At 46.0% G+C, this 23,638-nt stretch carries 20 protein-coding genes; 9 read left to right on the top strand and 11 right to left on the bottom strand.

Going from position 1 to position 23,638, the window contains the following annotated elements; all coding sequences use genetic code 11:
- Positions 1 to 33: 33 nt before the first annotated feature.
- Positions 34 to 945, bottom strand: coding sequence for a DMT family transporter (locus NG796_RS04060; RefSeq protein ID WP_261204633.1), 912 nt, complete (start codon positions 943 to 945; stop codon positions 34 to 36).
- A 344-nt stretch (positions 946 to 1,289) separates the two neighbouring features.
- Here NG796_RS04060 and NG796_RS04055 point away from each other — a divergent pair, with 344 nt between their 5' ends.
- Positions 1,290 to 1,595: a DUF1830 domain-containing protein gene (locus NG796_RS04055; RefSeq protein WP_261204632.1), complete on the top strand. Its 306-nt coding sequence runs from the start codon at positions 1,290 to 1,292 to the stop codon at positions 1,593 to 1,595.
- A gap of 176 nt (positions 1,596 to 1,771) precedes the next feature.
- Here NG796_RS04055 and fabG read toward each other — a convergent pair whose 3' ends face one another.
- Positions 1,772 to 2,539, bottom strand: a complete 768-nt coding sequence (fabG, locus tag NG796_RS04050; RefSeq protein WP_261204631.1) for a 3-oxoacyl-[acyl-carrier-protein] reductase — start codon at positions 2,537 to 2,539, stop codon at positions 1,772 to 1,774.
- Positions 2,540 to 2,711: 172 nt separating this feature from the next.
- On the opposite strand from fabG, the gene psb32 reads away from it, so the two are divergent.
- Positions 2,712 to 3,440, top strand: a complete 729-nt coding sequence (gene psb32 / locus NG796_RS04045) for a photosystem II repair protein Psb32 (protein ID WP_261204630.1) — start codon at positions 2,712 to 2,714, stop codon at positions 3,438 to 3,440.
- A 179-nt stretch (positions 3,441 to 3,619) separates the two neighbouring features.
- Here the strand turns inward: psb32 and NG796_RS04040 are convergent, their stop codons facing one another.
- Positions 3,620 to 4,003: a DUF4346 domain-containing protein gene (locus tag NG796_RS04040; protein ID WP_261204629.1), complete on the bottom strand. Its 384-nt coding sequence runs from the start codon at positions 4,001 to 4,003 to the stop codon at positions 3,620 to 3,622.
- A gap of 188 nt (positions 4,004 to 4,191) precedes the next feature.
- Between NG796_RS04040 and NG796_RS04035 the strand changes: the two genes are divergently transcribed.
- The gene (locus NG796_RS04035) at positions 4,192 to 5,727 is read left to right on the top strand and encodes a glycosyltransferase (RefSeq protein WP_261204628.1); all 1,536 of its coding nucleotides are present in this window, start codon (positions 4,192 to 4,194) and stop codon (positions 5,725 to 5,727) included.
- 170 nt (positions 5,728 to 5,897) lie between these two features.
- Here the strand turns inward: NG796_RS04035 and NG796_RS04030 are convergent, their stop codons facing one another.
- From NG796_RS04030 to NG796_RS04020, 3 genes are all read right to left on the bottom strand, one after another.
- Positions 5,898 to 7,721, bottom strand: coding sequence for an aspartate kinase (locus NG796_RS04030; protein ID WP_261204627.1), 1,824 nt, complete (start codon positions 7,719 to 7,721; stop codon positions 5,898 to 5,900).
- 288 nt (positions 7,722 to 8,009) lie between these two features.
- Positions 8,010 to 8,792 (bottom strand): hypothetical protein, encoded by a 783-nt coding sequence (locus NG796_RS04025; protein WP_261204626.1) that lies wholly within the window; start codon positions 8,790 to 8,792, stop codon positions 8,010 to 8,012.
- 29 nt (positions 8,793 to 8,821) lie between these two features.
- On the bottom strand, positions 8,822 to 9,826 hold the full coding sequence (locus NG796_RS04020) for a helix-turn-helix transcriptional regulator (RefSeq protein WP_261204625.1): 1,005 nt from the start codon (positions 9,824 to 9,826) through the stop codon (positions 8,822 to 8,824).
- A 454-nt stretch (positions 9,827 to 10,280) separates the two neighbouring features.
- Here NG796_RS04020 and NG796_RS04015 point away from each other — a divergent pair, with 454 nt between their 5' ends.
- From NG796_RS04015 to NG796_RS04005, 3 genes are all read left to right on the top strand, one after another.
- Positions 10,281 to 10,655: a transposase gene (locus NG796_RS04015; protein ID WP_261204624.1), complete on the top strand. Its 375-nt coding sequence runs from the start codon at positions 10,281 to 10,283 to the stop codon at positions 10,653 to 10,655.
- A gap of 380 nt (positions 10,656 to 11,035) precedes the next feature.
- The gene (locus tag NG796_RS04010; protein WP_261204623.1) at positions 11,036 to 12,580 is read left to right on the top strand and encodes a C39 family peptidase; all 1,545 of its coding nucleotides are present in this window, start codon (positions 11,036 to 11,038) and stop codon (positions 12,578 to 12,580) included.
- 113 nt (positions 12,581 to 12,693) lie between these two features.
- Positions 12,694 to 13,530, top strand: a complete 837-nt coding sequence (locus NG796_RS04005; RefSeq protein WP_261204622.1) for a C39 family peptidase — start codon at positions 12,694 to 12,696, stop codon at positions 13,528 to 13,530.
- Positions 13,531 to 14,109: 579 nt separating this feature from the next.
- Here the strand turns inward: NG796_RS04005 and hisH are convergent.
- Entirely contained in the window at positions 14,110 to 14,754 is a 645-nt protein-coding gene (gene hisH / locus NG796_RS04000) for an imidazole glycerol phosphate synthase subunit HisH (protein WP_261204621.1), read from the bottom strand.
- 65 nt (positions 14,755 to 14,819) lie between these two features.
- Between hisH and NG796_RS03995 the strand changes: the two genes are divergently transcribed.
- The 3 genes from NG796_RS03995 (at position 14,820) to NG796_RS03985 (ending at position 18,489) form a co-directional block, all read left to right on the top strand.
- Positions 14,820 to 15,341, top strand: coding sequence for a peptidase C15 (locus NG796_RS03995; RefSeq protein WP_261204620.1), 522 nt, complete (start codon positions 14,820 to 14,822; stop codon positions 15,339 to 15,341).
- Positions 15,342 to 15,879: 538 nt separating this feature from the next.
- Entirely contained in the window at positions 15,880 to 17,313 is a 1,434-nt protein-coding gene (locus tag NG796_RS03990; protein WP_261204619.1) for a circularly permuted type 2 ATP-grasp protein, read from the top strand.
- Positions 17,314 to 17,466: 153 nt separating this feature from the next.
- Positions 17,467 to 18,489, top strand: coding sequence for an alpha-E domain-containing protein (locus NG796_RS03985; RefSeq protein ID WP_261204618.1), 1,023 nt, complete (start codon positions 17,467 to 17,469; stop codon positions 18,487 to 18,489).
- A gap of 112 nt (positions 18,490 to 18,601) precedes the next feature.
- On the opposite strand, the gene NG796_RS03980 is transcribed toward NG796_RS03985, so the two are convergent.
- The 4 genes from NG796_RS03980 to NG796_RS03965 form a co-directional block, all read right to left on the bottom strand.
- On the bottom strand, positions 18,602 to 19,369 hold the full coding sequence (locus NG796_RS03980) for a proteasome-type protease (protein WP_261204617.1): 768 nt from the start codon (positions 19,367 to 19,369) through the stop codon (positions 18,602 to 18,604).
- Between the two features lie 262 nt (positions 19,370 to 19,631).
- Complete coding sequence (locus tag NG796_RS03975) at positions 19,632 to 21,044, bottom strand: pentapeptide repeat-containing protein (RefSeq protein ID WP_261204616.1); 1,413 nt, start codon at positions 21,042 to 21,044, stop codon at positions 19,632 to 19,634.
- Between the two features lie 119 nt (positions 21,045 to 21,163).
- Entirely contained in the window at positions 21,164 to 22,261 is a 1,098-nt protein-coding gene (locus NG796_RS03970) for a hypothetical protein (protein ID WP_261204615.1), read from the bottom strand.
- Between the two features lie 151 nt (positions 22,262 to 22,412).
- Positions 22,413 to 23,411 (bottom strand): hypothetical protein, encoded by a 999-nt coding sequence (locus NG796_RS03965; RefSeq protein WP_261204614.1) that lies wholly within the window; start codon positions 23,409 to 23,411, stop codon positions 22,413 to 22,415.
- Between the last annotated feature and the right edge of the window lie 227 nt (positions 23,412 to 23,638).

Below are 23,638 nucleotides of genomic sequence, written 5' to 3'. Positions count from 1 at the left end.
AAAATTGGGGGGTGATTTTTCCAGGTCTAAGTGTTAGGATTGTGAGGGAAGGGGTCGAGTGGCAAGAGCGGCGATCGCCACGCCGATCAGTAAGATGATCGCCCCACCTATGACTCCCCTTCCAGGCAGTTCTCCAAAGATAAAATACCCTAAAATACTCGCCCCTACAGGTTCCAATAGAATCACTAAGGTGACCAATGTTGGAGAAATCCACCGCAACGCCCAATTAAAGCTGGTATGTCCAATGAGTTGGGGTCCGATCGCCATCAAGAGAACATATCCATAAACCGATGGTGGATACCCTAAATAACTGGTTCCCCATAACAGCGGTAAGGGCAACAAAATCAGGGCTGCACTACTATAAGCGATCGCCGCATAACTGCCAATTCCCATCCCCCGACGTTGTGCCTCTTTTCCTAATAAAAAATAGCCGCTAACTGCCCAGGAACCAATCAAAGCTAAACTATTTCCCAGCAGCGAATCAGGGGCGATCGCACTCGATTTAGTTCCCCCCAAACCAATTGCTAATCCCCCGATTAATGCTAGGAAAACTCCTGCTAAAGTCTTGGGTTTTGGCTTTTCTCCGAACAGGAAAGAAAATAGGGCAATCCATACGGGATTTGTGGTGACGATCGCCGTAGAGGCAGCAATCGAGGTATAAGATAATGACGTAATCCAAGTGGCAAAATGAAGGGCGAGAAATCCACCAGCAAGCCCAGCATAAACCATTGCCCCAGATTGGAGGGGTTGGGGTTTGATATTTTTCCAGGTTGGTAGCAACAACAGGGCTGCTAAACTTAACCGAGAGGCTTCTAAAATCAGGCTAAATCCTACCCCTTGTACCCCAGCAGATTGGAGTGCCAATCGGATTAAAATTGCCCCCGTAGATAGAGCGAAAATACCTAGTCCTAAAATTAAAACGATGGTCCAGGGGGCGGGTTTCATTCTTCACTTCCTATACGGGCAAGACTTCTGCAAATTGACCAGATGGAACCCAACCCGTAGGAGGACAGTCAATAATTGTTTTTTGTCCCGATAGCGGGAATCAATCAGTCCGGAGGGGGCTGTATTTATCATGACCTCAACCCTTAACATGGCCCTCTATATCGGGAGATATACCTAAGTCTCATTCTAATCCTATAATCTAACTACAGATAGATATAACAGTGTTTTATGAGTGATATAAATACAAGATAGGAGTTTGCCAATTCCTACTCATATTAAATGTAGAAAACGAGGGCAAACATCAAAATGCAACCTTAACCTCCTTACCCTTAATCGCAATTCAAATGATTTTAAATTCAAGCCGGGAAGAACAAGTTAAAAAAGACATTACTTTTTCACATATTTTATGTTTTCATTGCAATTCGACTCCTTATCTTCAAATTATCAAACTGATTAATTCAAAAGATTTTGAATTAGAACGGGTTCTTTTCCCTCAAGAACGGTTGATGTTTACTGCTGTTGCAGAGGCTCAATTAGAAATTACAACTTGTAAAAATGGCTTTCCCGGGAGGCCCGAACGGATTTCTTGCGATCGCTTGCAGGTTGAGGTATCCGAATCTCGGTCTTATAGCCAATCCATCGCATCTTGACCACTGGATTTAAACTCAATAGATAGAGAAAATTCATCCTGTTCTATCCCCGCCTGAGCCTTTGCCGAAATAGTTGGCAAAGGCTGATTTTTTGAGGAAGAGAAAGACCATTTAAACGGGCTTTCACCTGAAAAAAAAGGCATTTTCCCCGGCTAGTTTTCCCAGTGAAGGGCAGATTAAGCCATCACCATTCCCCCATCGACATTAATCGTTTGTCCGGTGATATAAGCCGCCGCCGGGTCCGCAGCCAGGAAGCGAACTAAACCCGCTACTTCTTCAGGTTCCCCATAACGACCCAGGGGAATAAATTTGAGGATTTCTTCTCCACCTTTGAGGTCTTTGGTCATATCGGTGGCGATGAATCCGGGGGCAACGGCATTGACCGTAATCCCCCGAGAGGCGAGTTCTTTGGCAACAGTCTTGGTAAAGCCAATTACTCCGGCTTTGGCTGCACTATAGTTGGCTTGGCCGGGGTTCCCCATTTGACCCGCAACGGAAGCAATATTAATAATCCGACCGGATTTTTGTTTGAGCATGAGTTTGCTGACGGCCCGAGTACAGAGAAACACTCCAGTGAGATTGGTGTCAATAACTGCTTGCCAATCTTCTGGTTTCATTCTTAACAAAAGAGTGTCGCGAGTAATCCCGGCATTATTGACTAAAATATCGATGCGTCCCCATTGGTCACTCACCGTTTTGATCAGGGTATCGACGGAATCAACGTTGCTAATATCGGCAGGGATGGCAGTTGCCTCGCCACCGGCGGCGGTAATTTCCGCTACCAGTTGATCGGCTGCGGTACTATTACTGGCATAGTTAACGGCAATTTTAGCTCCTTCGGCGGCGAGGGCGACGGCGATCGCTCGACCAATGCCCCGCGAAGCACCCGTCACCACCGCTACGCGATCGCGCAATCGTTGCACCTGTTCTGGTAATGCTTCCATAGAGAGTATCCTTCTTTTCACTGCATTTTGAACTCAACCATCTTACCGGGTTAGAGGGGGCAACAAGTCGAAGAGTTTAGCTTTTTGAGGAAGTCATTAGAGATAGAGATCTGCTTTAATCGGTTCGGGTCAATGGGGTAAAGTTAAACAATAAGTTTGTAAGACCCATTTTATGAAACAGATCCTTCAACGAATCACCCCCTGGAAAGCCGGATTCACCGGACTCCTGTTATCCATCGCGGCGATCGCCTTAGCAACCCTCGTGGCAGTGGCACCCGCTGCGGCAACTGGGGTCTATCAAATGCCGATTCTCCATGCAGGCGATCGCACCTGGACCATTGATGATGCCGAAGTCCTCAGTCGCCTTACCGAAGGCAATCTCAGCAAGGCCCTTAGTGCCCTGCAAAAAGACACCGGCAACGAAGTTCGTCTCGTCACCATTCGCCGCCTAGACTATGGGGAAACCATTGACAGTTTTACCGAAAAACTCTTTGAAAAATGGTTTCCAACCCCAGAGGAAGGGGCGCATCAAACCTTAGTGGTGGTCGATACCCTCACAAATAATTCCGCCATCCGGACGGGAGATGACATCAAATCCCTCTTAACCCCGGAAATTGCTGAAAGTGTCGCCCAAGAAACCCTGCAAGTCCCCTTGCGAGAGGGGGATAAATACAATCAAGCTTTAACCGATGTTAGCGATCGCATGATTGCCGTCCTTTCCGGTCAACCGGACCCCGGACCCCCGATTATCGATACCAGCTTGAACATTGAACGCACCTTTGCCACCGCCGAAGAAACCGATACAGGCAATGCCACAATGGTGGTGATCGTCCTGTTAGTCCTCGCGACGGTTATCCCAATGGCGACCTATTATTTCTATCAAGGAGGCTTTTTACAGTAACTGAGCGTACCAATTTTTACTCGGGATTCCCTGTGGGGATGAGCGCATTGATCCAGAATGCACTCATCCCCAACCTCAGCGGTGAGAACCCGGCTTTTGTTTCCAAATCTCCCCTGGCATTAGGACAACTTTAGGACAAAAACCCAGTTGCTTGTCCCCGGAAACACGATACCCCTTTCCTAGTCCTGGACATACTCCTCCCCACTCACCAGGGCCATCTGAGCCCGCATAAATTCTCGACCGAGATAGGCGGCATGATCCAACATCGTGACTGAACAAGGGTCCGTCTCTTCAAAAATTTTTACGCACAGTTCTTTTGCCGTACTCCCCGAGAATAACGTTTCGTGGGTGCGTTCGACCTTTCCTCTAGCGGGTATGGGTTTCCCAGTTTCTGGGTCAATGGCTAACCCCCGCTCATCAATCACATTGGTATAATGCTTGGCACAAATTAATTCGGCCTCGCGATCGAGATAAATGATGAAATAACCGCCGGGGTCGAGAGCCAGATCACGTTTAGAGAGTTCGTCATCAATGGCACAAATCTTGGATGAGAGTGAATTCATAATTAATGAGAGCGACTTTTATCTTCTAGGTTATCGAAAATAGCGCGATCGCCATGATCTAAATTATCTTTCATTTTCGGTCAAAGACTGACCAGCTAATGCTTCAGGGTGCAAGCTACTATTGAGAATGTGGCGAATCTCCCTCAACCCTATAAACTTGAGGCAGTCGTTTGGTGAAAAATCTGCTTATGCGTATTGCATTTCTCAATCCCCAGGGTAACTTCGATCCAAAAGATAGTCATCTGACTGAACATCCGGATTTCGGGGGCCAGTTAGTTTATGTGAAACAGGTGGCGATCGCGATCGCCAATCTAGGTCACGAAGTTGATATTATCACCCGCCAGATTATTGATTCCGACTGGCCCGAGTTTGCCCAAGCCTTTGATTCCTATCCTGGGGTGGAAAATGTCCGAATTATCCGCTTTCCGGCGGGCCCAAAAGGATTTATCAGGAAAGAACTCCTCTGGCCGCATCTGGTTAAAGAATGGGTGCCCAATATTCTCCAATTCTATCAACAAGAGGGCGCATTCCCCGAGATTTTTACCGCTCACTATGGGGATGGCGGTCTCGCCGGGGTCTTGATTGAAGCCGCCACAGGTATCCCCTTCACCTTTACAGGTCATTCTCTAGGCGCTCAAAAAATAGACAAACTGGAAATGACGCCGCAAAATATGGAAAGCATGGACAGGCATTTTCATTTTGCTCGGCGTTTGATGGCGGAACGGTTGAGTATGAATCGGTCAGCGGTTAATATTACCAGTACAAAAACGGAACGTTTTGAACAATATGGTCATCGCGTCTATCACGATGCAGTAAATGTGGAAGACGATACCCGGTTTGTGGTAATTGCACCGGGAGTTGATGCCACTATGTTTAGTCCCAATGTGTTCTGTGACAATGAAAAAGAGATCCAAGACCTGATTGATGAACGATTGGCCCGGGATATTGATGAGGACCGCCTAGGATACCCGATTATTTTGGCCTCTAGCCGCCTCGCACCGAAGAAAAACCTCCAGGGTCTAGTAGAAGCCTTTGCCCAGAGTGAGACGCTGCAAAATACGGCCAATCTGGTGATGATTACGGGCGGATTGGATAACCCCCTTCAAGAAGAATGCGGCGATGATGAAACAGAACGAGTCTTAGCGCCGATTCGGAAAGTAGTTAAAAAGAATAAGTTATGGGGGAAAATCAGCGCGTTTTCCTTGCCGGATCAACCGGCTTTAGCAGCTTGTTATCGATTTTTAGCAAAACGGGGTTCCGTGTTTACCCTAACTTCATTGTTTGAACCCTTTGGATTGGCCCCCTTAGAAGCGGCAGCAGCAGGGTTACCCTTAGTGGTGACTGAAAATAGCGGGTTGAGTGAAGTTCTCAAACAGACTCCGGAAGAATGTGCAGTGCTCGTCGATCCTAGCGATCAGGCAGATATTGCCCGAGGATTAGAACGACTGTTAGGGGATCCCGAGTTGTGGGAACAGATGCGATCGCGCTGTCAAAAATTGGTATTGGAACACTACACCTGGGAAAGTACCGGCAAAGAGTATCTGAAAGTCATTAAAGAAATTGTCGCCGCACCCAATGACCGAAGGCCCGAAAAGGTCCTGCTCATTCACCCCTATTTCCGCAATCCTAAACCAGCTTTTGATTTGAATGTCGATGATTTAAACGCTCTGTATTTTCAGACTGAAGAAGTGAGAGAAACCGTGACGGAAGAAAAGCCAGAATAATATAGAAGTTCCCGGCGTCAGCACAAACATTTTGTTTGCTATTTGTCTAGCAAGCAAGATGTTTGTGCTAACCCATAGCATTTATAGCTTATAATAAGTGAGAAAAACTTTATACAAGCTATAATCACCAGAATGAGGGTGGTGTTTTATCCACCCTCATTACTCTTTCATCATGCAGGAACTTCGATTTTTTGAGTTCCTGCGAGATTAAAGATGGCATGAATCACTTGTAAAGCTTTCACGCCAGACTCGCGATCTACTACGCAACTGACTTTAATTTCTGAGGTCGCAATCATTTGGATATTGATACGTTCTCTTGCTAGGGCATTAAACATCTCAGCGGCAATGCCGGGGTGATTGACCATGCCGGAACCGACAATGCTAACTTTGGCAATTTCCTCATCTACAATGATTTCTCCACAGCCTAATTCTGCGGCTAAGGGAACTAAGACTCGGCGGGCATCTTTGGCATCATTCCGGGCCACGGTAAAGGCAATATCTCGGGTGGGAATGCCGTTGATAATGTGGCAGCGTTGGGATTGGATAATTGTATCGACGCTAATATTTTCATGGGCGAGGATGCCGAAGAATTTTGCAGCCATGCCGGGGCGATCGGGGATATGGCGAATTGCCACCCGCGCTTGATTCAAATCTAGGGCGACTCCGCGTACTGGGGGAGTATTGGGGGCGATCGCCTTACTCAGATTGGAACTGCCGGATTGTAGGGGTGAGGAACTAACTTCAAAGGCTTGGCAAAGGGCATCGATCGCCCGATCGCACTGGTCCGCATCCACTACGCAACTTACTTTGACTTCTGAGGTGGAAATCATCTGCATATTCACTCCCGCCTCGGCCAGGGTGGCGAACATTTTCGCCGCCACACCGGGACGTCCAATCATTCCCGCCCCGGAAATGCTCACCTTGGCAATGGTGCGATCGACCATGACTTCGGCTTCTTCTGGGGCTGAATCTAGGCGGTTGCGGAGGGTGGGGGCGATCGCTGCTGCCACTGCTTCGGCTTGATTCACCGATTCCTGACTCACGGTAAAGGCAATATCATTGGTATTCAATTCGTGAATGGACTGAATAATCAAATCTACATCGACTTCTTGCCGCCCGATTTCCCCGAACAACTGCGCCGCTACACCGGGGCGATCGGGAACCCGCAACAGGGCGACTTTTGCCTGATTCGTATCAAATTCCACCCCATCTACGGGATGCACCAATTCCAACCCTTCTAGGGGTCTTGCCATTGGTTTGGGCGAACTCACCAGAGTCCCTGGATCATCGGTCCAACTGGAGAGAACCACCAAGGGAACGCCATAGTTCCGGGCAATTTCCACCGCCCGAGGATGTAAGACTTTTGCCCCCAGACTGGCTAATTCCAGCATTTCATCGCAGGTAATTTCCGTCATCAGTTGGGCATCGGGAACTAACCGGGGGTCAGCGGTTAAAATGCCCGGGACATCGGTATAGATTTCGCAGCGATCGGCCCGCAAAGCCGCAGCCAGGGCCACCGCAGAGGTATCCGAACCCCCCCGTCCCAGGGTGGTAATTTCCAAATCTTTCGTATTCGTGATGCCTTGGAATCCGGCAACTACGACGACTTTACCTTCAGTGATCTGTTGCTCAATCCGTTGCGTCTCAATTCGCAAAATCCGGGCGCGGGTATGGGCTGCTTCCGTAACAATGCCCACCTGTGCACCCGTCAGGGAAATCGCCGGTTGCCCCAATTCTTGCAACGCCATACTCAACAGGGCGATGGAAATTTGCTCTCCTGTGGAAAGCAACATATCCATTTCCCGGCGAGAGGGATTCGACGAGATTTCATTGGCTAATTTTACCAGTCCGTCAGTGGTTTTTCCCATCGCCGAAACGACCACTACGACTGAATTGCCGCCCTGGACGGTTTTGATCACCCGTTCGGCCACGGCGTTAATGCGTTCAACGGACCCTACGGAGGATCCCCCGTATTTTTGGACTATCAGCGCCATAATTCTTACCCACTTTTACCTTAAACTCGCCCCGAATCCCCGGGTTGCGCTGCAACTGACATTCAGGTGAGCGATGCGGCCTATAACAATAACTTAATCAAGGTAACAGACTGCTGTTTCCGAAAACCGCTTAATTTGCAAATTCATTGACCCTGGGGGCAAGTCTAAGCAGGGGTGGGTTTGGTTTTATGGGTTGGGGGTTAAGTCATAACGATCGCCCAATTGCCCTCCCCTTCGCCCGAGGAGGATTGGGGAGGGTCTTTCTTTTAAGGCGATCGCCTATGAGGGTTATACCTCCGATGAGCGCATTTTTTCCGCCGAGGTAATGACACAGAGACGACAGACTGTCCCGAGAAATTCAATCACCTTATAATTGGCAACGAACATATAGCGATCGCGTCGCCAGATTGGGGAATTTTCTTCTTTCGCCCATCGATATCCTGGATAATGATACTGCCAGAGTTCGCGATCGCTCTCAAGTTGTTTCATCAGGTTCGTTAAAACATCATCATCCCAAAGGGCTGTAACTTCTTGGCCCACCATTTCTCCGGCGGTTCGCTTATTGACATCCAGTGCTATTTTATTGGCAAATAACACTTTTTGATCCGACATTTGAGTAATATAAATGGGATGAGGGGTTCCATACAATTCGTTTAAATCAATCTCAGGTTTAGTCTGGGGTAAGTTGGGTTGTAAGGAGTTTTCAAAACTCGAATTCATCAAGCTCTCCTTGATCATAAGTTTTGGGTTAATCAGAGGAATCAATCGTTTTCCTGAACAGAGAATTTCGATATGGGGAATAAATCCCATTTCTAAAGCTTCTTTCACGCCATAGACGGCCAAAACCAGGGGCGTAGAAATTTTAAGCAATCGCGCCGCTATTTTTTCCGAAGGACAATCGAACTGAATGAGTTGAGAATCCAGTTTTAAATGAAGGGTGACTTCATGAAAATAAGAATGAAATTCCTGGGGTAAAAACTTGGAAAACAACCGCAGTAGATACAAATTGGAAATGGTTGTAAATTCACGAGCGAGTTGGCTCTCGCTGTGGTCATTCGGAATTTCGCGCATAGTATGCACCCTTAAAAGTATGCTAACGATTAATGACATTCACAAGGATGATCGGGATAATCATGAGGTTGACCATCGGGCGATCGCGCCGTTTTGGAGAACTCATCATCGGGGCCAGAATCCGAGTCTTCTGAATCGCTTAACCCCCTCCCGTCTCGCAACCAAACTAATTCCTCATGGTCATACAAATTCCCATCGGGTTTTCTCATAAAAACCCCAATCCAGATCAGTTCTCGATTATTGGGTAATACCTGACCTCGAACAATTTTGGCGAGTCTCGTCGGTTCTAAGCCCGCCTCTTTTCCTTCCTTGAGCAATTGCTCTTCAAATTGCGCATAAGTTAAGTTGTTGTTGGCTCGATAATCTTCCATTAAAAGATACAGCGGATGAGTTTGATATTTTCTCCGTTCCAATAATCCCAAGGCTTGAAGTTTGGCATCGAGCAAGTTGCGTAGATGATTATCAACCTGGACGATTTCTTCTAAGGAAAGATGTTCGGTCAGATTCAAGATAGTTTTCATGACCGCTTCATGATCCCTTGGATCAACTCCGACTCGGAGTGAATTGGAGTCAGAGTTATTCAGGGGGTTTTCGGGGGTAGCCAGGGGAGTTTTAGAAGATAAATTATCCTCTCCAGACGCTAACTTAACGACCCATTCTGCGGCATCTTTTAAGATTTGAATGGATTCAGATAACGACAACCTGTGCAACCACTCTTTAAATCGCGCATGAGTCATCAAAGAACGCGATCGCGGTTGTAATTCTGCCAGTCCCGACCCTTCAATTAAGTCTTCAAGTTCATAGTCCCCTCGCAAATACCGATCAATAGATTCAGGCATAAATCCTGATAATTCACATAACTGGGGTAGTAAGGTTTCCCATAAGCGATCGCTCGGAAATGCTCTCCCTGTTTCCCAACAACTGTAGGTAGGAAGTTTAACGTTAATCCGCGCCGCAAACTCCTTTACCCCATCATTTCCTCGAATATGTTTAAGAAGGTGCGAAAATCTCTGCTTCTTTTCTTCTGATACCACAGCCCTAGTCCTTAATGGCGAAGGATCAAGCATTGTAAGTGAATTGCGGGTTCTACCGATGCCGTTGAGGAATTAAATCTCCTCACTTCTGAGGGCAGTTCCCAGGGGTCCCTAGTTGTAACACTTCTTTACAAAAAACATTTGATCGTGCATTGACAGGTCAATTGAATCATTGTACTATTCCAAAATATCATACAAACCACAAATTTTGTAATTTGTATGATATTTAAAGTGACTTAAAGGAGCCTCCCTAACGGAAGCACAGTCGGGAATATGAGGCGATCGCCTCCCAGGAAGGGGCTTTCCCCGAACCATCACACCGGCCCTTATTCAGAGCCTTTTAGGATCCCCCGGTGGATCCTTGCTTTCCTCATGGGGAAGGGCGATCGCACAACGAGACCTAAAAAATCAGGGTGAATTGTATGAAGAGGAGTTGAAAAAAGGAAGCTTCAAAATGTATAAAACCTCAACCTTGTACCTTGAACAAATTCGCTGGGGGGGTAAACCTCAATGCCCTTATTGTAGTTCCCAAAAATCAACCGCCCTCAAAAATGAAAGCCGATATCATTGCAATCAATGTTTTACATCCTATAGCGTAACCGTGGGTACTTTATTTCATAAAACTCATGTAGAATTGTCTAAGTGGTTTCAAGCTATTGCCATCGTTTTAACGGCTTCCAAGAAAGTCAGTGTGCGTCAATTAGCCCAGGAAATCGAGGTAAATAAAAACACCGCTGCAACGATGTTGAGCCGAATTCATCAAGCAGCGATCGATGATCCTGAATTCCTACAAGCGCTGATTACTGGAAAAGAGACTGAGGCAATTTAAAATTATTTTAACAAAAATCTATTTAATAGTCCGCTATCCTGTTTTCATCAGGTTAGTGGTATTTTTGCTGCTTTAAAAAATCATATTAATTTTAATTATATTAATATTTTATAATTTATAAATTTCCTAACCTATCTATTAATTTGTCCTAGTTAGCGGTAGTGACATAGAGGGAAAGCCAGACTAGGATAAGACCAAATTATGAAGTTTGAATTAGGGCATCTGCCTAAAGATATATAAATTCAAACTTGCCATTTTTTAGCTTATATTTCAGGGGGCGATCGCTCATTAAGTTTTTGATTACAGGAGGATTAAACCCGTTCAAAATCCCTAGGCTAATCACATCATATCACCCATTGAAATATTAGGAATGAACCGGAATGAATGTTTCCTTAGTCAATGTCATTAAATACTACAAGGCTGAACCTCAGCAAGAAGCAGCTTTGAAACTTCTCCAAGACGAAATCGCCAAAAACCGTCCTGAACTGCTCTCAGAAAACTCTGAATTCCTCAGAATTTGGAGAAAACCCCCGGCACAACCCCCCGTGGTTCCCCAACTGCCAAAAGAACCCGTTAAACTGAACGTTCCCTATTTATCTCAGATTGATAATATCAATAATCCCCACGGATCATGCAACGTCACCTGTGTGGCGATGTGCCTAGGTTTCTTTGGGAAAGCCCTCAAAAATCCCGCCACGGGAGAACAGTTAGAGGACGAACTCTATCGATACATGATTAACAATGGACTTTCGCGACATAATCCCGAAGATTTGGCGAAAGTGATTAAGTCCTATGGCTATGAAGATAATTTTCAGTACAATGCTAAATGGGACGATGTGAAAAAGTGGCTTGATGCCGGAAAACCCTGTATTTCCCACGGATGGTTTACCCGGTCTGGACATATTATTACCATTATTGGTTATAACGATAAAGGGTGGATTGTTCATGACCCCTACGGAGAATGGTTCTCCACTGGATATAACACCAGTCGGAGTGGGGCGGGTTTAACCTATTCCTATAAAATGATGAAAGATCTCTGCGGTCCCGATGGAGATAATTGGATTCATTTTGTATCAGATAAGCGCATAACCGCCTCACCCCAAAATGTCCTTACAGTGACGGGCCTGCGTCTGCAAGATATTTTACAAGAAAACAAAGCCATTCCTTTAAAAGAAGTGGTCACCGATACCACTTTAGTGATCCAAATTCAAGTGCGATTACGGAGTCTGAGTTTATTAACTGGAGAGGCGGATGGAAAATATGGTCCAATTACAGAATCAGCCCTGAATCGCTTTGCACAAGCCTATCAAGTTTCCGCAGACCCGATCGCGCGAGAACTGGCAAAAGCCTTAATTGAGGCGAAAGAGGTTCCCGGTTTCAATCCAGTCAAAGAATTGATTTCCGATGAAAAAGCCGCCCAAGTTTTGAATGCACCCCTTTCTGATATTCGGACTTATATGCCTGGGGTGATGAAAGCCTTAGAACAGAAAGGAATTCTCAACAAACCCACGGTGATTGCTACCCTCGCTACAATCGGCGTAGAAACCGCTGGATTCCGTCCAATTCGAGAATGGGGTGGGAACACCTATTTTCACTCGATGTATGAAGGTCGTCTTGACTTAGGAAATACCCATCCTGGAGATGGGGTGAAATATCATGGACGAGGATTTATTCAAATTACAGGTCGTGCAAATTATCGCCACTATGGGTTGAAATTAGGTGCTCCTTTAGAAGACCAACCCGAGTTGGCATTAGACCCGGACCTTTCTGCAAAAATCTTGGTGGAATATTTTTGGGAACGTCAGGTTGATGTGGCTGCACAAGAGGGAGACTGGAAACGGGTTCGCCGCTTAGTCAATGGCGGACTGAATGGATGGGATCATTTCTGGCCCGTCGTCCAACAATTGCAACGAAGCATTCTTTAAGAAAGATGCGATCGCCCCGGATAAATTCTTCTGGATTACTCTAATTCTTGATGGCGATCGCCCGCCAAATTCCAAGCAAATCGGACGCATATTCACTTCATTCACCCAAGATTATGAGCATCTACATTTCTCTACTCAACGTTGCCAAATATTATGAAGGTCTACCGCATCAGGATGAGGCATTAAAACACCTCCAGGCGGAATTAGAAAAAACTCACCCGGATCTGTTTCGGTCCGATGCTGAATTTTTACAAATTTGGCGTAACCCCGAATATGCTCAAGTTTCTACCACCGTCTCCACCTCTTCGGTGACAGTTACTTCCAGCCGAGAAGCCTCTACCACTAATGGCGATCGCGTCACGACTGCGGTCCTCACCACCGAACGTACTGCAACCCTAGAACAGACAACCACCGTAACAACTGCGCCGCCAAAACCAACCACCATTGATTTAAATATTCCCTATTTATCCCAACTGGATAATGTGTGGAATCCTCATGGATCTTGCAATGTGACCTCTGTAGCCATGTGCCTGGGTTATTTAGGGCACCGCCTTAAAAATACCAAAGGTCAACAGTTAGAAGACGAACTCTATCAGTTTTGTCTCAACAATGGGTTATCCCGTCATTCTCCAACGGATTTGGCAAAACTGATCCATCGGTATGGGTACAAAGATGATTTTCAACCCGATGCCAAATGGTCCGATGTCAAAAAATGGCTAGAAGCGGGGAAACCCATTATCGTACATGGCTGGTTTAGCCGATCGGGACACATTATTGTTATTAAGGGATATAACGAGAAAGGTTGGATTGTCAATGACCCTTATGGAGAGTGGTTCTCCTGGGGATATGACACCACGGTGAGTGGCAAAGGCTTAGTCTACTCTTACGGCATGATGAAACAGATCTGCGGTCCTGATGGTGATTTGTGGGTTCACTACGTCTCTAAATAAAGAAATAGCCGCTTAAGCGACTTGAACCCGACTCACTCGACTTCCGGTCCCCTCCCCAATGTCTTGGGGAGGGCTTTGCGGATCTATGCCCTCACAGGTCCTATTTCTTTGAAGCGAATCCTAACTTAACTTAACTTCATTAAAGTTAGAGTAAACCCGCGTTCAACTGTAAACCTTTCTTACTTTTGCTTGCATCTCTATCAAAACCCGCTAAAGTAGTAATTGAAGCGGAAAACGCTTCCCTGGCAGATTCAAACAGCCAAAGTCCACGTTCACACCTAAAGAGGTTAAAGCTGTTCCATTTTACATCTGTCTCGTACCACAACAAACCGAAAAACATCACCCAATCCCCGGGCTGATATTTCCTCAACTGATGCAGTAGGGAGCAATGCGATTGAAACTGCGGTTTCACGGCACCTCCAAAGAAGCTCAAAGGAAGAGAGGAAGTCACTAAGCTAGGACCGATTGGGTGTTGTTTTTTTGCTGGATTTATAATCTGACTGACCGATTAAGCTTTTCAAAACACAAGAATCTAATTTAGATTTTAAAACCGGGGTTGAGATACCCCGGTTTGTTGTTTTAATGAGACATTGCCAGCGATCGCAATTCGATTTGTTTGACAAAGTTCGCTAACATTTGCAACCCGGCAGTAGAAGATTTTTCCGGATGAAATTGGACGGCAACGAGGTTCTCCCGGGCGATCGCAGCGGTGACGGTTTGACTGCCGTGGGTTACAGTAGCGGCAGTCACAACAGAATCGATGGGGTCAACATAATAAGAATGCACAAAATACAACCAAGGCTGATGCTGCAAATGCTGCCACAGGGGAACCTCCGGTTGTGTGAAGTCCAGACGATTCCAGCCGATATGAGGTATCGTTAAACCCGGTTCGGATTTAAAGCGACGAACCACCCCGGGAATAATGCCTAAACCGGGTTCTTTTCCTTCTTCGCTACTATCAAACAGGATTTGCAATCCCAGACAAACCCCTAAAAACGGTTTTCCCGAGGCGATCGCATCCTTAACCGGGGAGACTAAATCCCGCGATCGCAAATGTTGGATCGCCGGATCAAAGGACCCGACTCCGGGCAACAAAACCGCATCTGCCTGTTCAATTTCCCCAGGCACATCGGTGATTTTGGGTGTGGCCCCTGCATTTTCCAATCCTTTACAGACGGAGTGCAGATTGCCCATATCATAATCGATGACGGCGATTACCGGCATTGCCTTTTTCCTTAAAATACTTGACTGAGGCTCTTTTAATTATAACGGGTAACGGACCCATTGCTATGACTCAAACTATACTCCTAACCTCGTTTGATATTTGGATGTCCCATCACCAAACTAACTCCTCGGATGACTTATTAGAGAAAGTATCCCAGGTGAGGGGGATTCCCCATGATCTGCACTTCCTGCGGAAATTACCCGTAGATTTTCAAGAGGCCCCCAAACAGGCGATCGCTAAAATCAACGAACTGCAACCGGATCTGGTGGTGTGTTGCGGTATGGCAGAATGTCGGCAAAAACTCACCGTAGAAAAACAGGCGAGATCGGGCAACGAGGCGATCGTCACCCCATTAAATCTTCCTGCACTTCTCGAAGATTTAAAACTCACTGAAATCAGCGAAGATGCCGGAAAATTTGTCTGCGAAGCCCTCTATTATGCTGTTTTAAATCATCTGAATCATCACCCCAAAAAAATCAATGCCCTCTTCGTCCATGTCCCCCTACTCACCCCCACCAATTTTCAACCGATTTTTGAAGATTTTCTCGATCTCCTCCATCGTCTAACTCAGTCCAATCCTCATTGAGTCGTGCTCACTGAATATTATTCCTGAAATTATTGACTCAAATTAGAGTAAACATAAACCCTAGAATTGAGAGAGTAGATCTGGATCATTGCTGGTTCATGGCAATTTAAAAGTAGGACAGAATTTGATAGACTCTGCCTCTTGCTCTTCCGGTGCAAATCCTGAAAAAACTTCCCATTCAAACCGGGTACTAACCGGCATGGCAATTTTCCGCCCAAACTGAGGGTCCCTCTACTCGGGTTCTCCGGTTGAGGGGGAAAGTGTGGGTAGAAAAACCCGGTTTTTTATCCCACTTGTACTCCCAGACTTGGAGAAATGTCTGGATTTGTTGAAAAAGCGATCGCGATAAAACCCGACTCTTTTCTGCATTCAGGACCGTTTTACCCTCCCCTAACCCTAGAAACCTCTAGTCATGTAGTATTCTAAAACAGCGATCGGCCTGAATTGAAAACGGGCAAGTTCATAAAAATTAATAGTCTGCGGGTATTCTATCCACTCCATTTATCCTAAAGTAGGGGACAGCGTTAGAGAGCAGACTGTGCGATTTGACACATACGATCCAGGCGATTTTTACGATGAACTGTTTATCGAGAAGGGAAAACCTCGCCCCCAGGCGAACCCCTTGATAGACAGAATCAATTCTCTATCCGATGGAGAACTTCTCCAGCGACAACAGGCGGCACAAAGCGCCATGTTTAAGCTGGGGATTACCTTTACGGTTTATGGGGATAGCGAAGGCAACGAGCGAATTTTTCCATTTGACATTATTCCCCGTATTGTAGCAGCGAACGAATGGGCCACTCTCAATCGTGGACTGAAGCAACGAATTGAAGCTTTAAATCTATTTATTGCTGATATTTATGGGGACCAAAAAATCATTAAAGATGGGGTCATTCCTCTCGAATTGGTTCAGTCGGCTAAAGGATTTCTGAAACCTTGCATCGGGTTAAAACCGCCCAAGGGAATTTGGTGTCACATCACGGGCACTGATTTAGTCCGAGACAAAGATGGGCAGTGGTATGTTTTAGAAGATAATTTGCGATGTCCTTCAGGGGTTTCCTACGTTTTAGAAAACCGGCGGGTGATGAAAAGTACATTCCCCCAAGTTTTTAGAACGATGGATATTCAACCTGTTGATGAATATCCCAGTTATCTGTTAGAAACGTTACTCAATCTCGCCCCGGATAATTTACCCGATCCCAATGTGGTGGTGATTACCCCCGGAATTTATAATTCGGCCTACTTTGAACATTCATTTCTAGCCCAGCAAATGGGGGTAGAACTGGTGGAAGGGAAGGATTTAGTCGTTGCCGATGGCTACTTGCAAATGCGGACGACGAAGGGGCTAAAGCGCGTTGATGTGGTCTATCGTCGGATTGATGATGATTTTATTGATCCTCTCGCATTTCGCCCGGATTCTTTGTTAGGTGTACCGGGTTTGATGGAGGTTTATCGATCGGGTCGATTGGGTATTGCTAATGCTTTGGGAACGGGTGTTGCCGATGACAAGGCAATTTATGCTTTTGTCCCGGAGATGATTCGATATTATCTGGGAGAAGACCAAATTATTCCCAATGTTCCGACTTATTTATGTGGGAATCCCAAACATTTAGATCATGTGTTGGCTAATTTGGATCAATTGGTAGTCAAGGCGGCGAATGAATCGGGCGGGTATGGGATGTTAATTGGTACTCAAGCGACAGCAGAACAACGAGAGGATTTTGCCGATCGCATTCGCGCCAATCCCCGCAATTATATCGCCCAACCTACCCTCTGCCTGTCTCGGGTTCCTACGTTAGTTGATAGCCATATTGAAGGCTGTCACGTCGATTTGAGACCCTATATCCTCTATGGCAAAGATATCTATGTTAACCCCGGTGGATTAACTCGGGTTGCCTTAAAACGAGGGTCTTTAGTAGTTAATTCTTCCCAAGGCGGGGGGAGTAAAGATACTTGGGTCGTGACGGAATAAACGACGGGGTTAAGCGTCAGGATTGAGGGGTGAGAGGGAGGGACATTCCTGACAGCCAACCGCTGAACCCTTGGAATTTGGCGCGGGTTTCCAAGCATGACTGTCTCAGGTTAAAACACTCAAAATTCTCAACTTTAAACTCTAAAAATTCTCATGCTGAGTCGCGTTGCACATTCAATTTATTGGCTGAATCGTTATGTAGAACGGGCGGAAAATATTGCCCGTTTCATTGATGTTAATCTCAATTTAATTCTGGATTCTCCCACGGGGATGAGCCAACAATGGGATCCCTTGGTGAAAATCACGGGAGATTCACCCCTGTTTCAAGAACGATATGGGGAAGTGCTACCAGAAAATGTGATTCAATTTTTGGCCTTCGATCGCGATTACCCCAATTCGATTTTATCTTGCTTACAAATCGCCCGGGAGAATGCGCGATCGGTCCGAGAAGTGATTTCTTCGGAAATGTGGGAACAGGTCAATGCCTTTTATATGATGGTGAAAGAGGCTGCACCGAAACAAAATTTAGCCTCTCTCCATGATTTTTTTACCCAGGTTAAATTGGCAAGTCACTTGTTTTCAGGCATCATGGATGCGACAATGACCCATAATGAAGGGTGGCATTTTGGACATATTGGCCGACTGTTGGAACGTGCAGATAAAACTTCTCGGATTTTGGATGTAAAGTATTATATTTTGCTGCCGTCGGTCTATGATGTGGGAACGACCCTGGATGAAATTCAATGGATGTCGTTATTGCGATCGGCGAGTGCTTATGAGATGTACCGGAAGCGCCAGCATCGGATTAATCCCACGCTAGTGGCGGAGTTTTTGATTATGGATCGAGATTTTCCGCGCTCAATTCGGTTTTGTTTTGTGAATGCGGAACGATCGCTTCATGAAATTACTGGAACTCCGGTGGGAACTTGGAGAGACCCGGCAGAACGGGCTTTAGGTCGGTTGCGATCGCAATTAGAATATATGACCATTGCCGATATTTTTGAAACGGGTTTACATGAGTTTATTAATACCCTGCAAGAGCAACTCAATGGCGTGGGTCAGAGTATTTTTAATACTTATTTTGCTCTTGAACCCGCTGTAGAGATAGTGGAGGAAATTAAACCTATTGCTTCCATTCAGACTCAGACGCAAACTCAGACGGCGATCGGGTCTTGATTGTTTAAAGATGGGTTAGATGGGGTGAATCCTCGTGACTTAGAGTGGCTAAGTCATGAGGAAACGACTTCAGTCGTTACTACGAATGTTCTTCCCTTGGTGGTAATTCCCTTTAGTCAATCAGAATATCTTCTTTTACCTCCTCTTCATCATATTCCCATTCCACATCTGGCATCTCATCAAAGGCTTGTTTAACGTAGATTTCCCATAATTTTCTAATTTTAGCTAGATAGGGATCGCCGAGTCTCAATCTCAACCGATGGCGGATGGCGAAGGAATCTGTATGGTACATGATAATATCAATGGGCGGTCCTACGGAAATATTAGATTTCATGGTAGAATCGATGGAGAGCAAGGCACATTTTGCAGCAGCTTCTAAGGGAGTATTTGCGGTGAGGGTGCGGTCTAAGAGAGGTTTACCATATTTAGTTTCTCCAATTTGGAGAAAGGGCGTTTCTTTGGTGGCATGAATGAAGTTTCCCTGACTGTAAATTAAATACAGATTAGGTTCTTCTCCCCTAATTTGACCGCCCAGTAATATACTACATTTATAATCGATGCGATCGCGTTCTAACCAAGGTCTATCCTGATCTTGGATAGCGCGGATTTTATTGCCGATATAACGAGCGACTTCGGTCAAACTAGGGAGGGTATGAAGATTGATTTCTTCTTGATGTTTAATATCTTGCTCTAAGGCAGCGATCGCTCCTTGGGTTATAGATAAATTTCCCGAGGTACATAACAGAATAGTTCGATCTCCGGGTACGGAAAAATCAAACAATTTTTGGTAAGTGGAAATATGATCAACTCCGGCATTGGTACGCGAATCAGCGGCGATCACTAAACCAAAACGGGTGAGGATACCTAAGCAATAGGTCATAAGTGGGTTCTGATGATGGGTTCTATGGACTCTTTAGATCTTATCCCCCGACTTGCCGCTCTTCCCATGAAGTTTTAGAGTTTACAAGGGTCAAGTGAAGCGGGTTATAGTGCTGATGGAGTAGGGGGTTACCCCTATTGGGGGGGATAGCCCCCTGGTAGAAACGTTAGAAATTGATGAGAATGGATCTTAGACTGAAAGTGTTTGACATCTTTAGAGTAAATCCCTCCATGCATCCCCCGGAGGGATTTTATTTTTAACCCTACTCATAAATACTGCCATCGGGGAGAATTGCGCCATCGAGTTGAGCTTGATTTTCCCCTTCGCCAAAATTAGCGCCGATCAGGTTGGCGTTAGTGAGGTTGGCATGGGTGAGGTTAGCCGATTCTAGGTTAGCACCGGCAAGATTCGCACCGGCAAGATTCGCACCGATTAATTGGGTTTGCTGTAAATTGGCACTGGATAGATTGGTTTCCATCAGGGTGGCGCTGTTGAGATTGAGCGCACTTAAATCCAATCCGCTTAAGTCGGATCCGCTGAGGTTTGCGCCACTGAGATAAACATTTCTGAACAGGGTATTTCTGAGGTTGACGCCGCGCAAGTCGGCACCGGCAAGATTGGCACCGTCTAAGTCGGCTTCATTCAGGTTGGCACCGCTGAGGTTCGCACCGGCAAGGTTGGCTTCCCGTAAGTCGGCACCGCGTAAGTCGGCTTGACTGAGGTTGGCTTCTTGGAGATCCCCTCCCGCAAAATTGGCTTGGGTGAGGCTACAGCCAATGAGAATGGCTCCTCGTAAGTCAATGTTGGAGGCGGGTTCGCCGCCGATCGCCGGGTTGGGATAGCCGGAATAGGCGATCGCTGGCTGGGATGATACAGTCAGCGCTTGATTCGCTGGAAATGCTTGGGGTGAGCCAGTCTCAGGGTTTAGTTTATCATAGGGATTTCCCCAGGTCGGTAATGGGGTGGGGGAGGTGGCGCTGGCATAGGAAACCGGCGAGGCATCGATCATGGGTAGATTAGGGTTCGCTTCGCTGACGGCGGGTACACCCCAGACATTCGGCACGATCGGCATTTGGGGAGGGACGGGGACGATTTCGCTGCCTTCTCGTCGGGGTTCGAGTTTCTCGATCGCCTCGCCGAGATGGGAAATTTGTTCCGAGAGTTGAGCAATCTCCTCGGGAAGACGACTGCTACCTACGGTTGTGGCTTTTTCTGGCGAGTCTGCTTCGGTGGCGGTGAGGGTATCGCGCAATTCCTCGATGGGAGGTTCCAGATGCTTGCTAATCTGCGCTAACGCTGCATCCAACACCATTAACTGTTGTTCTAGGTTGAGGATGGGGGAAAGTAATCGCTCTATTTGCTCCTTCTCGGGTTTGTCGAGGAGGTTTTCATTGAGGTGGGAGATTTCTTCGCTGAGTTCCCCAACTCGATTGGCGATCGCCACCTGAAACTCATCTATACTCTGATCCACTTCCGTAATGGCATTGCTGAGTCGTTGCTGCGTGATCAAGTGCAATCGGTGGCGATAGACCAAATTTAACCAGGCTGAGAGAAATAAAACAACGGCTGCATAACTGAGTCTTCCCAGAACCAATGCAGCAACCAAACCAGCAACTGATCCAGCTAGGGAAATATATTCAGCAATTTTAATCCAACCCTCGTTGTTTGGTTGCATGGAGTTTGGTTGCATGGAGCCTCGGTTCTCAACGTTTGATGAGGATTTACCCGTCTTAAATACAGAAAACTAGGGACAATTAATCAATTGCCCCTAGTTAAAATAACACTAAAATTCGATTATTTGCTTTTTGGCAGATTTTTGGCTTGTTCCACGGCAATTTCCCGTAAGGCTTGGAAGGAGTTGGCATTGGATGTCCCTTCGATCGCCTTGACTGCCAAATCTTGCACCTGTTTGAGTGCCGATTCCAATTGTTTAGTCAGGGTCTTGATGCGTTCTTCTTGGTTGTTAATGCTCACTTCTAATGCGCTAATTTGCAGTTGATAAGAGCGTTGCAGTCCTTCTACTTCTTTGCTTCGTAAATCTGAGGCGATTTTGGCTTGATAGTTGCCAATATTCCGTCCACTGTCTTTGCCATTTTTGATGTTGGTTTCCAATTCTTTGGGATGTGCCTCGACTTTGGCTTTAGCTTCGGCATACTGTTTCTCTCGTTCTGCGATCGCGTTTTCCCGTTCAGTCCATTCTTGTTCCTGGGTTTGGCGGATTTCTGCTAGTTCTTGATACAAGCTTTTTTGGGTTTGCTCATATTCTTCCTGCGCCAGGTGGCGATCGCGTTCTAAGCTATAGCGGTATTCTTCAGCATCCCGCTGTTGCTGTTTCTGCCTGGTGGTATTGCGTTCTTTACTCTCACGTTGATGGGTTTCTTGTTCTTTTTCCCAGGTTTTCTTCAGGGTTTGGATTTGCTGCTCTAAGGTATCCTGGCGATCGGTGATTTCGATTTGAAAGGTTTTCGCTCGTTCTTGATAGGTTTGGATTAACCCGTCTAACGTCTCCTCCGAGACTTCCAAATTATGTAAAGTTTGAAGGTTTTCTACCTCCTGATTGACCGATTCTTCCAATTCATGCAGTTTAGCCGCTTCCGAAGTCAGCCGCTCCGACAAATCACTCACGGCACCGCCAAACCCTAATTGTAACAGTTGCAAACTTTCAATGGTTTGATTGATTTTCTGCTGCGCAGTTGGGGTGGGATTCATAGGGATTTTTGATTCAGATGAATTAACTTCTTTAACCGCTGAAATGATGTTTTTTGCTGCTGCTTGTTTTTCTTTAGCGAGTTGCTTGACTTGCGCCTCTAGTCCTGAGTTTTCCTTTTCTAATTCCTCTAAAACTTCCATGATTTCCGCTTTGGTACTTTTAGCGGTAATTTTTTTCGCCATCCGACTTCTCCAAATAATATTGAGGTTTAATTGTGAAAAGCAGTCAGAATTAACCCAAAACCGTTAATTCCTACCTTGCAATTCCTGGATTAGCCTGCGGAGGCAGGCTTTGTCCCTGTAAATCCACCCTTGAGGGTGCGATTGTTTGCTATTATTTCGAGCCAGAACTCACATTGGATGAGGTTTGAAACGCTCGCATTGCTAAATCTTGAGCTTGTCGCGTCGCCGCTTGTAGCTGGGCGTTAATATCCGCAATTTGTTGAGTTTGGCGCTCAAGATTGCTATTGAGGGATTGCAGGGTTAAATCATACCCTTGCTTCGTACCTTCCCACTCTTTCTCATACAGGTCAGATTTAACTTTGGCTTCCCGTTTCACTTCCGCGATCGCCTCTTCTTTGGCTTTAATATAAGCTTGTTTCAATTCTTCCTCGAATCCAGCAATCTTCTGCTGATTGGCTGTAAATTCGGCTTGATTTTCAGTTAAATATTTCTCGCGTTCCGTCCAGTTCTTTTGTTTCTCGCGGGCAATCTCTTTTAACTCACGCTCTTGTTGCCGCTTCCGTTCTTCATATTCATCAGTTTCTAATTCTTGAATTCGCAGCCGTTCATAATCATAATCGGCGGCTTCCTGTTTCCGTTCTTTGGTGATAGCTTCATCTTGTTCTTGCACCAAGCTGTCAAATTCTTCTTGTTCTTTTTGCCATGCTTTGCGCTTTTGTGCTTGGTCCATTTCAATGGCTTCTTGTTGTAAAGCCGCCTGATGATCCAGCAGTGCTAACTTTTCTTGATGTTCTTGGGTGAGAATATGCAGCGCATCGGCAACAACTCGAATTTGGCGTAATTCTTCTAGGCGATCGGTTTCAATGGCGATCGCCCGTTTAAGTTCGTCCAGTTTAGCAGTTTCTGTGTTCAGTTTCTCCCCTAGTTGGGTGACAATACTCCCAAAATCCAGTTGCAGATCTGCTAATCCTTTGACAATGGTATCAATGGTGTAAGTCGAGGCAACGGCGAGGAGTTCTTTATTTTTCTCCTTTTCTGCTTCCTCCTCTTTCGTGGCGACTTTAGAGGCAGTCCCTTGGCGACTGGCAAGGAGTTGTTGAAATTGGGCTAAAATTTGAGCTTTACTGTCTTTAACCGGGGTTTGGGACATGAATTTTCCTCCTATTTCCAATAGTTTAGATGGGAAAAGCTTAATCAAATGGGTAATTTAGAATAGGGGGTGATTAACTCATCCCGGGATTCACGGATGGGTTAAACCTAAGTTTGTAGCCAAAAACAATCACTGGAAGGGTACTATTTCCCGGGAGAACTCTTTTCCCCCTTCTACTTACCTTGTCCAGATTTTAACCGAAAACTACTCGTTGTCAAGAAAAATAA

The sequence above is a fragment of the Laspinema sp. D2d genome, assembly GCF_025370755.1.
Classification (GTDB): domain Bacteria; phylum Cyanobacteriota; class Cyanobacteriia; order Cyanobacteriales; family Laspinemataceae; genus Laspinema.
Note: the sequence above shows the minus strand (reverse complement) of the source record. Positions and strands in the feature narration are given on the sequence as shown.

Bases quoted from the DNA above. Each gene is read 5' to 3' on its own strand.
- hisH (WP_261204621.1), bottom strand. From the start codon at position 14,754: ATGCCGGTAATCGCCGTCATCGATTATGATATGGGCAATCTGCACTCC.
- NG796_RS04015 (WP_261204624.1), top strand. From the start codon at position 10,281: ATGTATAAAACCTCAACCTTGTACCTTGAACAAATTCGCTGGGGGGGT.
- NG796_RS03985 (WP_261204618.1), top strand. From the start codon at position 17,467: ATGCTGAGTCGCGTTGCACATTCAATTTATTGGCTGAATCGTTATGTA.
- NG796_RS03970 (WP_261204615.1), bottom strand. From the start codon at position 22,261: ATGGCGAAAAAAATTACCGCTAAAAGTACCAAAGCGGAAATCATGGAA.
- psb32 (WP_261204630.1), top strand. From the start codon at position 2,712: ATGAAACAGATCCTTCAACGAATCACCCCCTGGAAAGCCGGATTCACC.
- NG796_RS03965 (WP_261204614.1), bottom strand. From the start codon at position 23,411: ATGTCCCAAACCCCGGTTAAAGACAGTAAAGCTCAAATTTTAGCCCAA.
- NG796_RS03995 (WP_261204620.1), top strand. From the start codon at position 14,820: ATGACTCAAACTATACTCCTAACCTCGTTTGATATTTGGATGTCCCAT.
- NG796_RS04030 (WP_261204627.1), bottom strand. From the start codon at position 7,721: ATGGCGCTGATAGTCCAAAAATACGGGGGATCCTCCGTAGGGTCCGTT.
- NG796_RS04060 (WP_261204633.1), bottom strand. From the start codon at position 945: ATGAAACCCGCCCCCTGGACCATCGTTTTAATTTTAGGACTAGGTATT.
- NG796_RS04010 (WP_261204623.1), top strand. From the start codon at position 11,036: ATGAATGTTTCCTTAGTCAATGTCATTAAATACTACAAGGCTGAACCT.
- NG796_RS04040 (WP_261204629.1), bottom strand. From the start codon at position 4,003: ATGAATTCACTCTCATCCAAGATTTGTGCCATTGATGACGAACTCTCT.
- NG796_RS03980 (WP_261204617.1), bottom strand. From the start codon at position 19,369: ATGACCTATTGCTTAGGTATCCTCACCCGTTTTGGTTTAGTGATCGCC.
- NG796_RS04055 (WP_261204632.1), top strand. From the start codon at position 1,290: ATGATTTTAAATTCAAGCCGGGAAGAACAAGTTAAAAAAGACATTACT.
- NG796_RS04005 (WP_261204622.1), top strand. From the start codon at position 12,694: ATGAGCATCTACATTTCTCTACTCAACGTTGCCAAATATTATGAAGGT.
- fabG (WP_261204631.1), bottom strand. From the start codon at position 2,539: ATGGAAGCATTACCAGAACAGGTGCAACGATTGCGCGATCGCGTAGCG.
- NG796_RS04035 (WP_261204628.1), top strand. From the start codon at position 4,192: ATGCGTATTGCATTTCTCAATCCCCAGGGTAACTTCGATCCAAAAGAT.
- NG796_RS03975 (WP_261204616.1), bottom strand. From the start codon at position 21,044: ATGCAACCAAACAACGAGGGTTGGATTAAAATTGCTGAATATATTTCC.
- NG796_RS04025 (WP_261204626.1), bottom strand. From the start codon at position 8,792: ATGCGCGAAATTCCGAATGACCACAGCGAGAGCCAACTCGCTCGTGAA.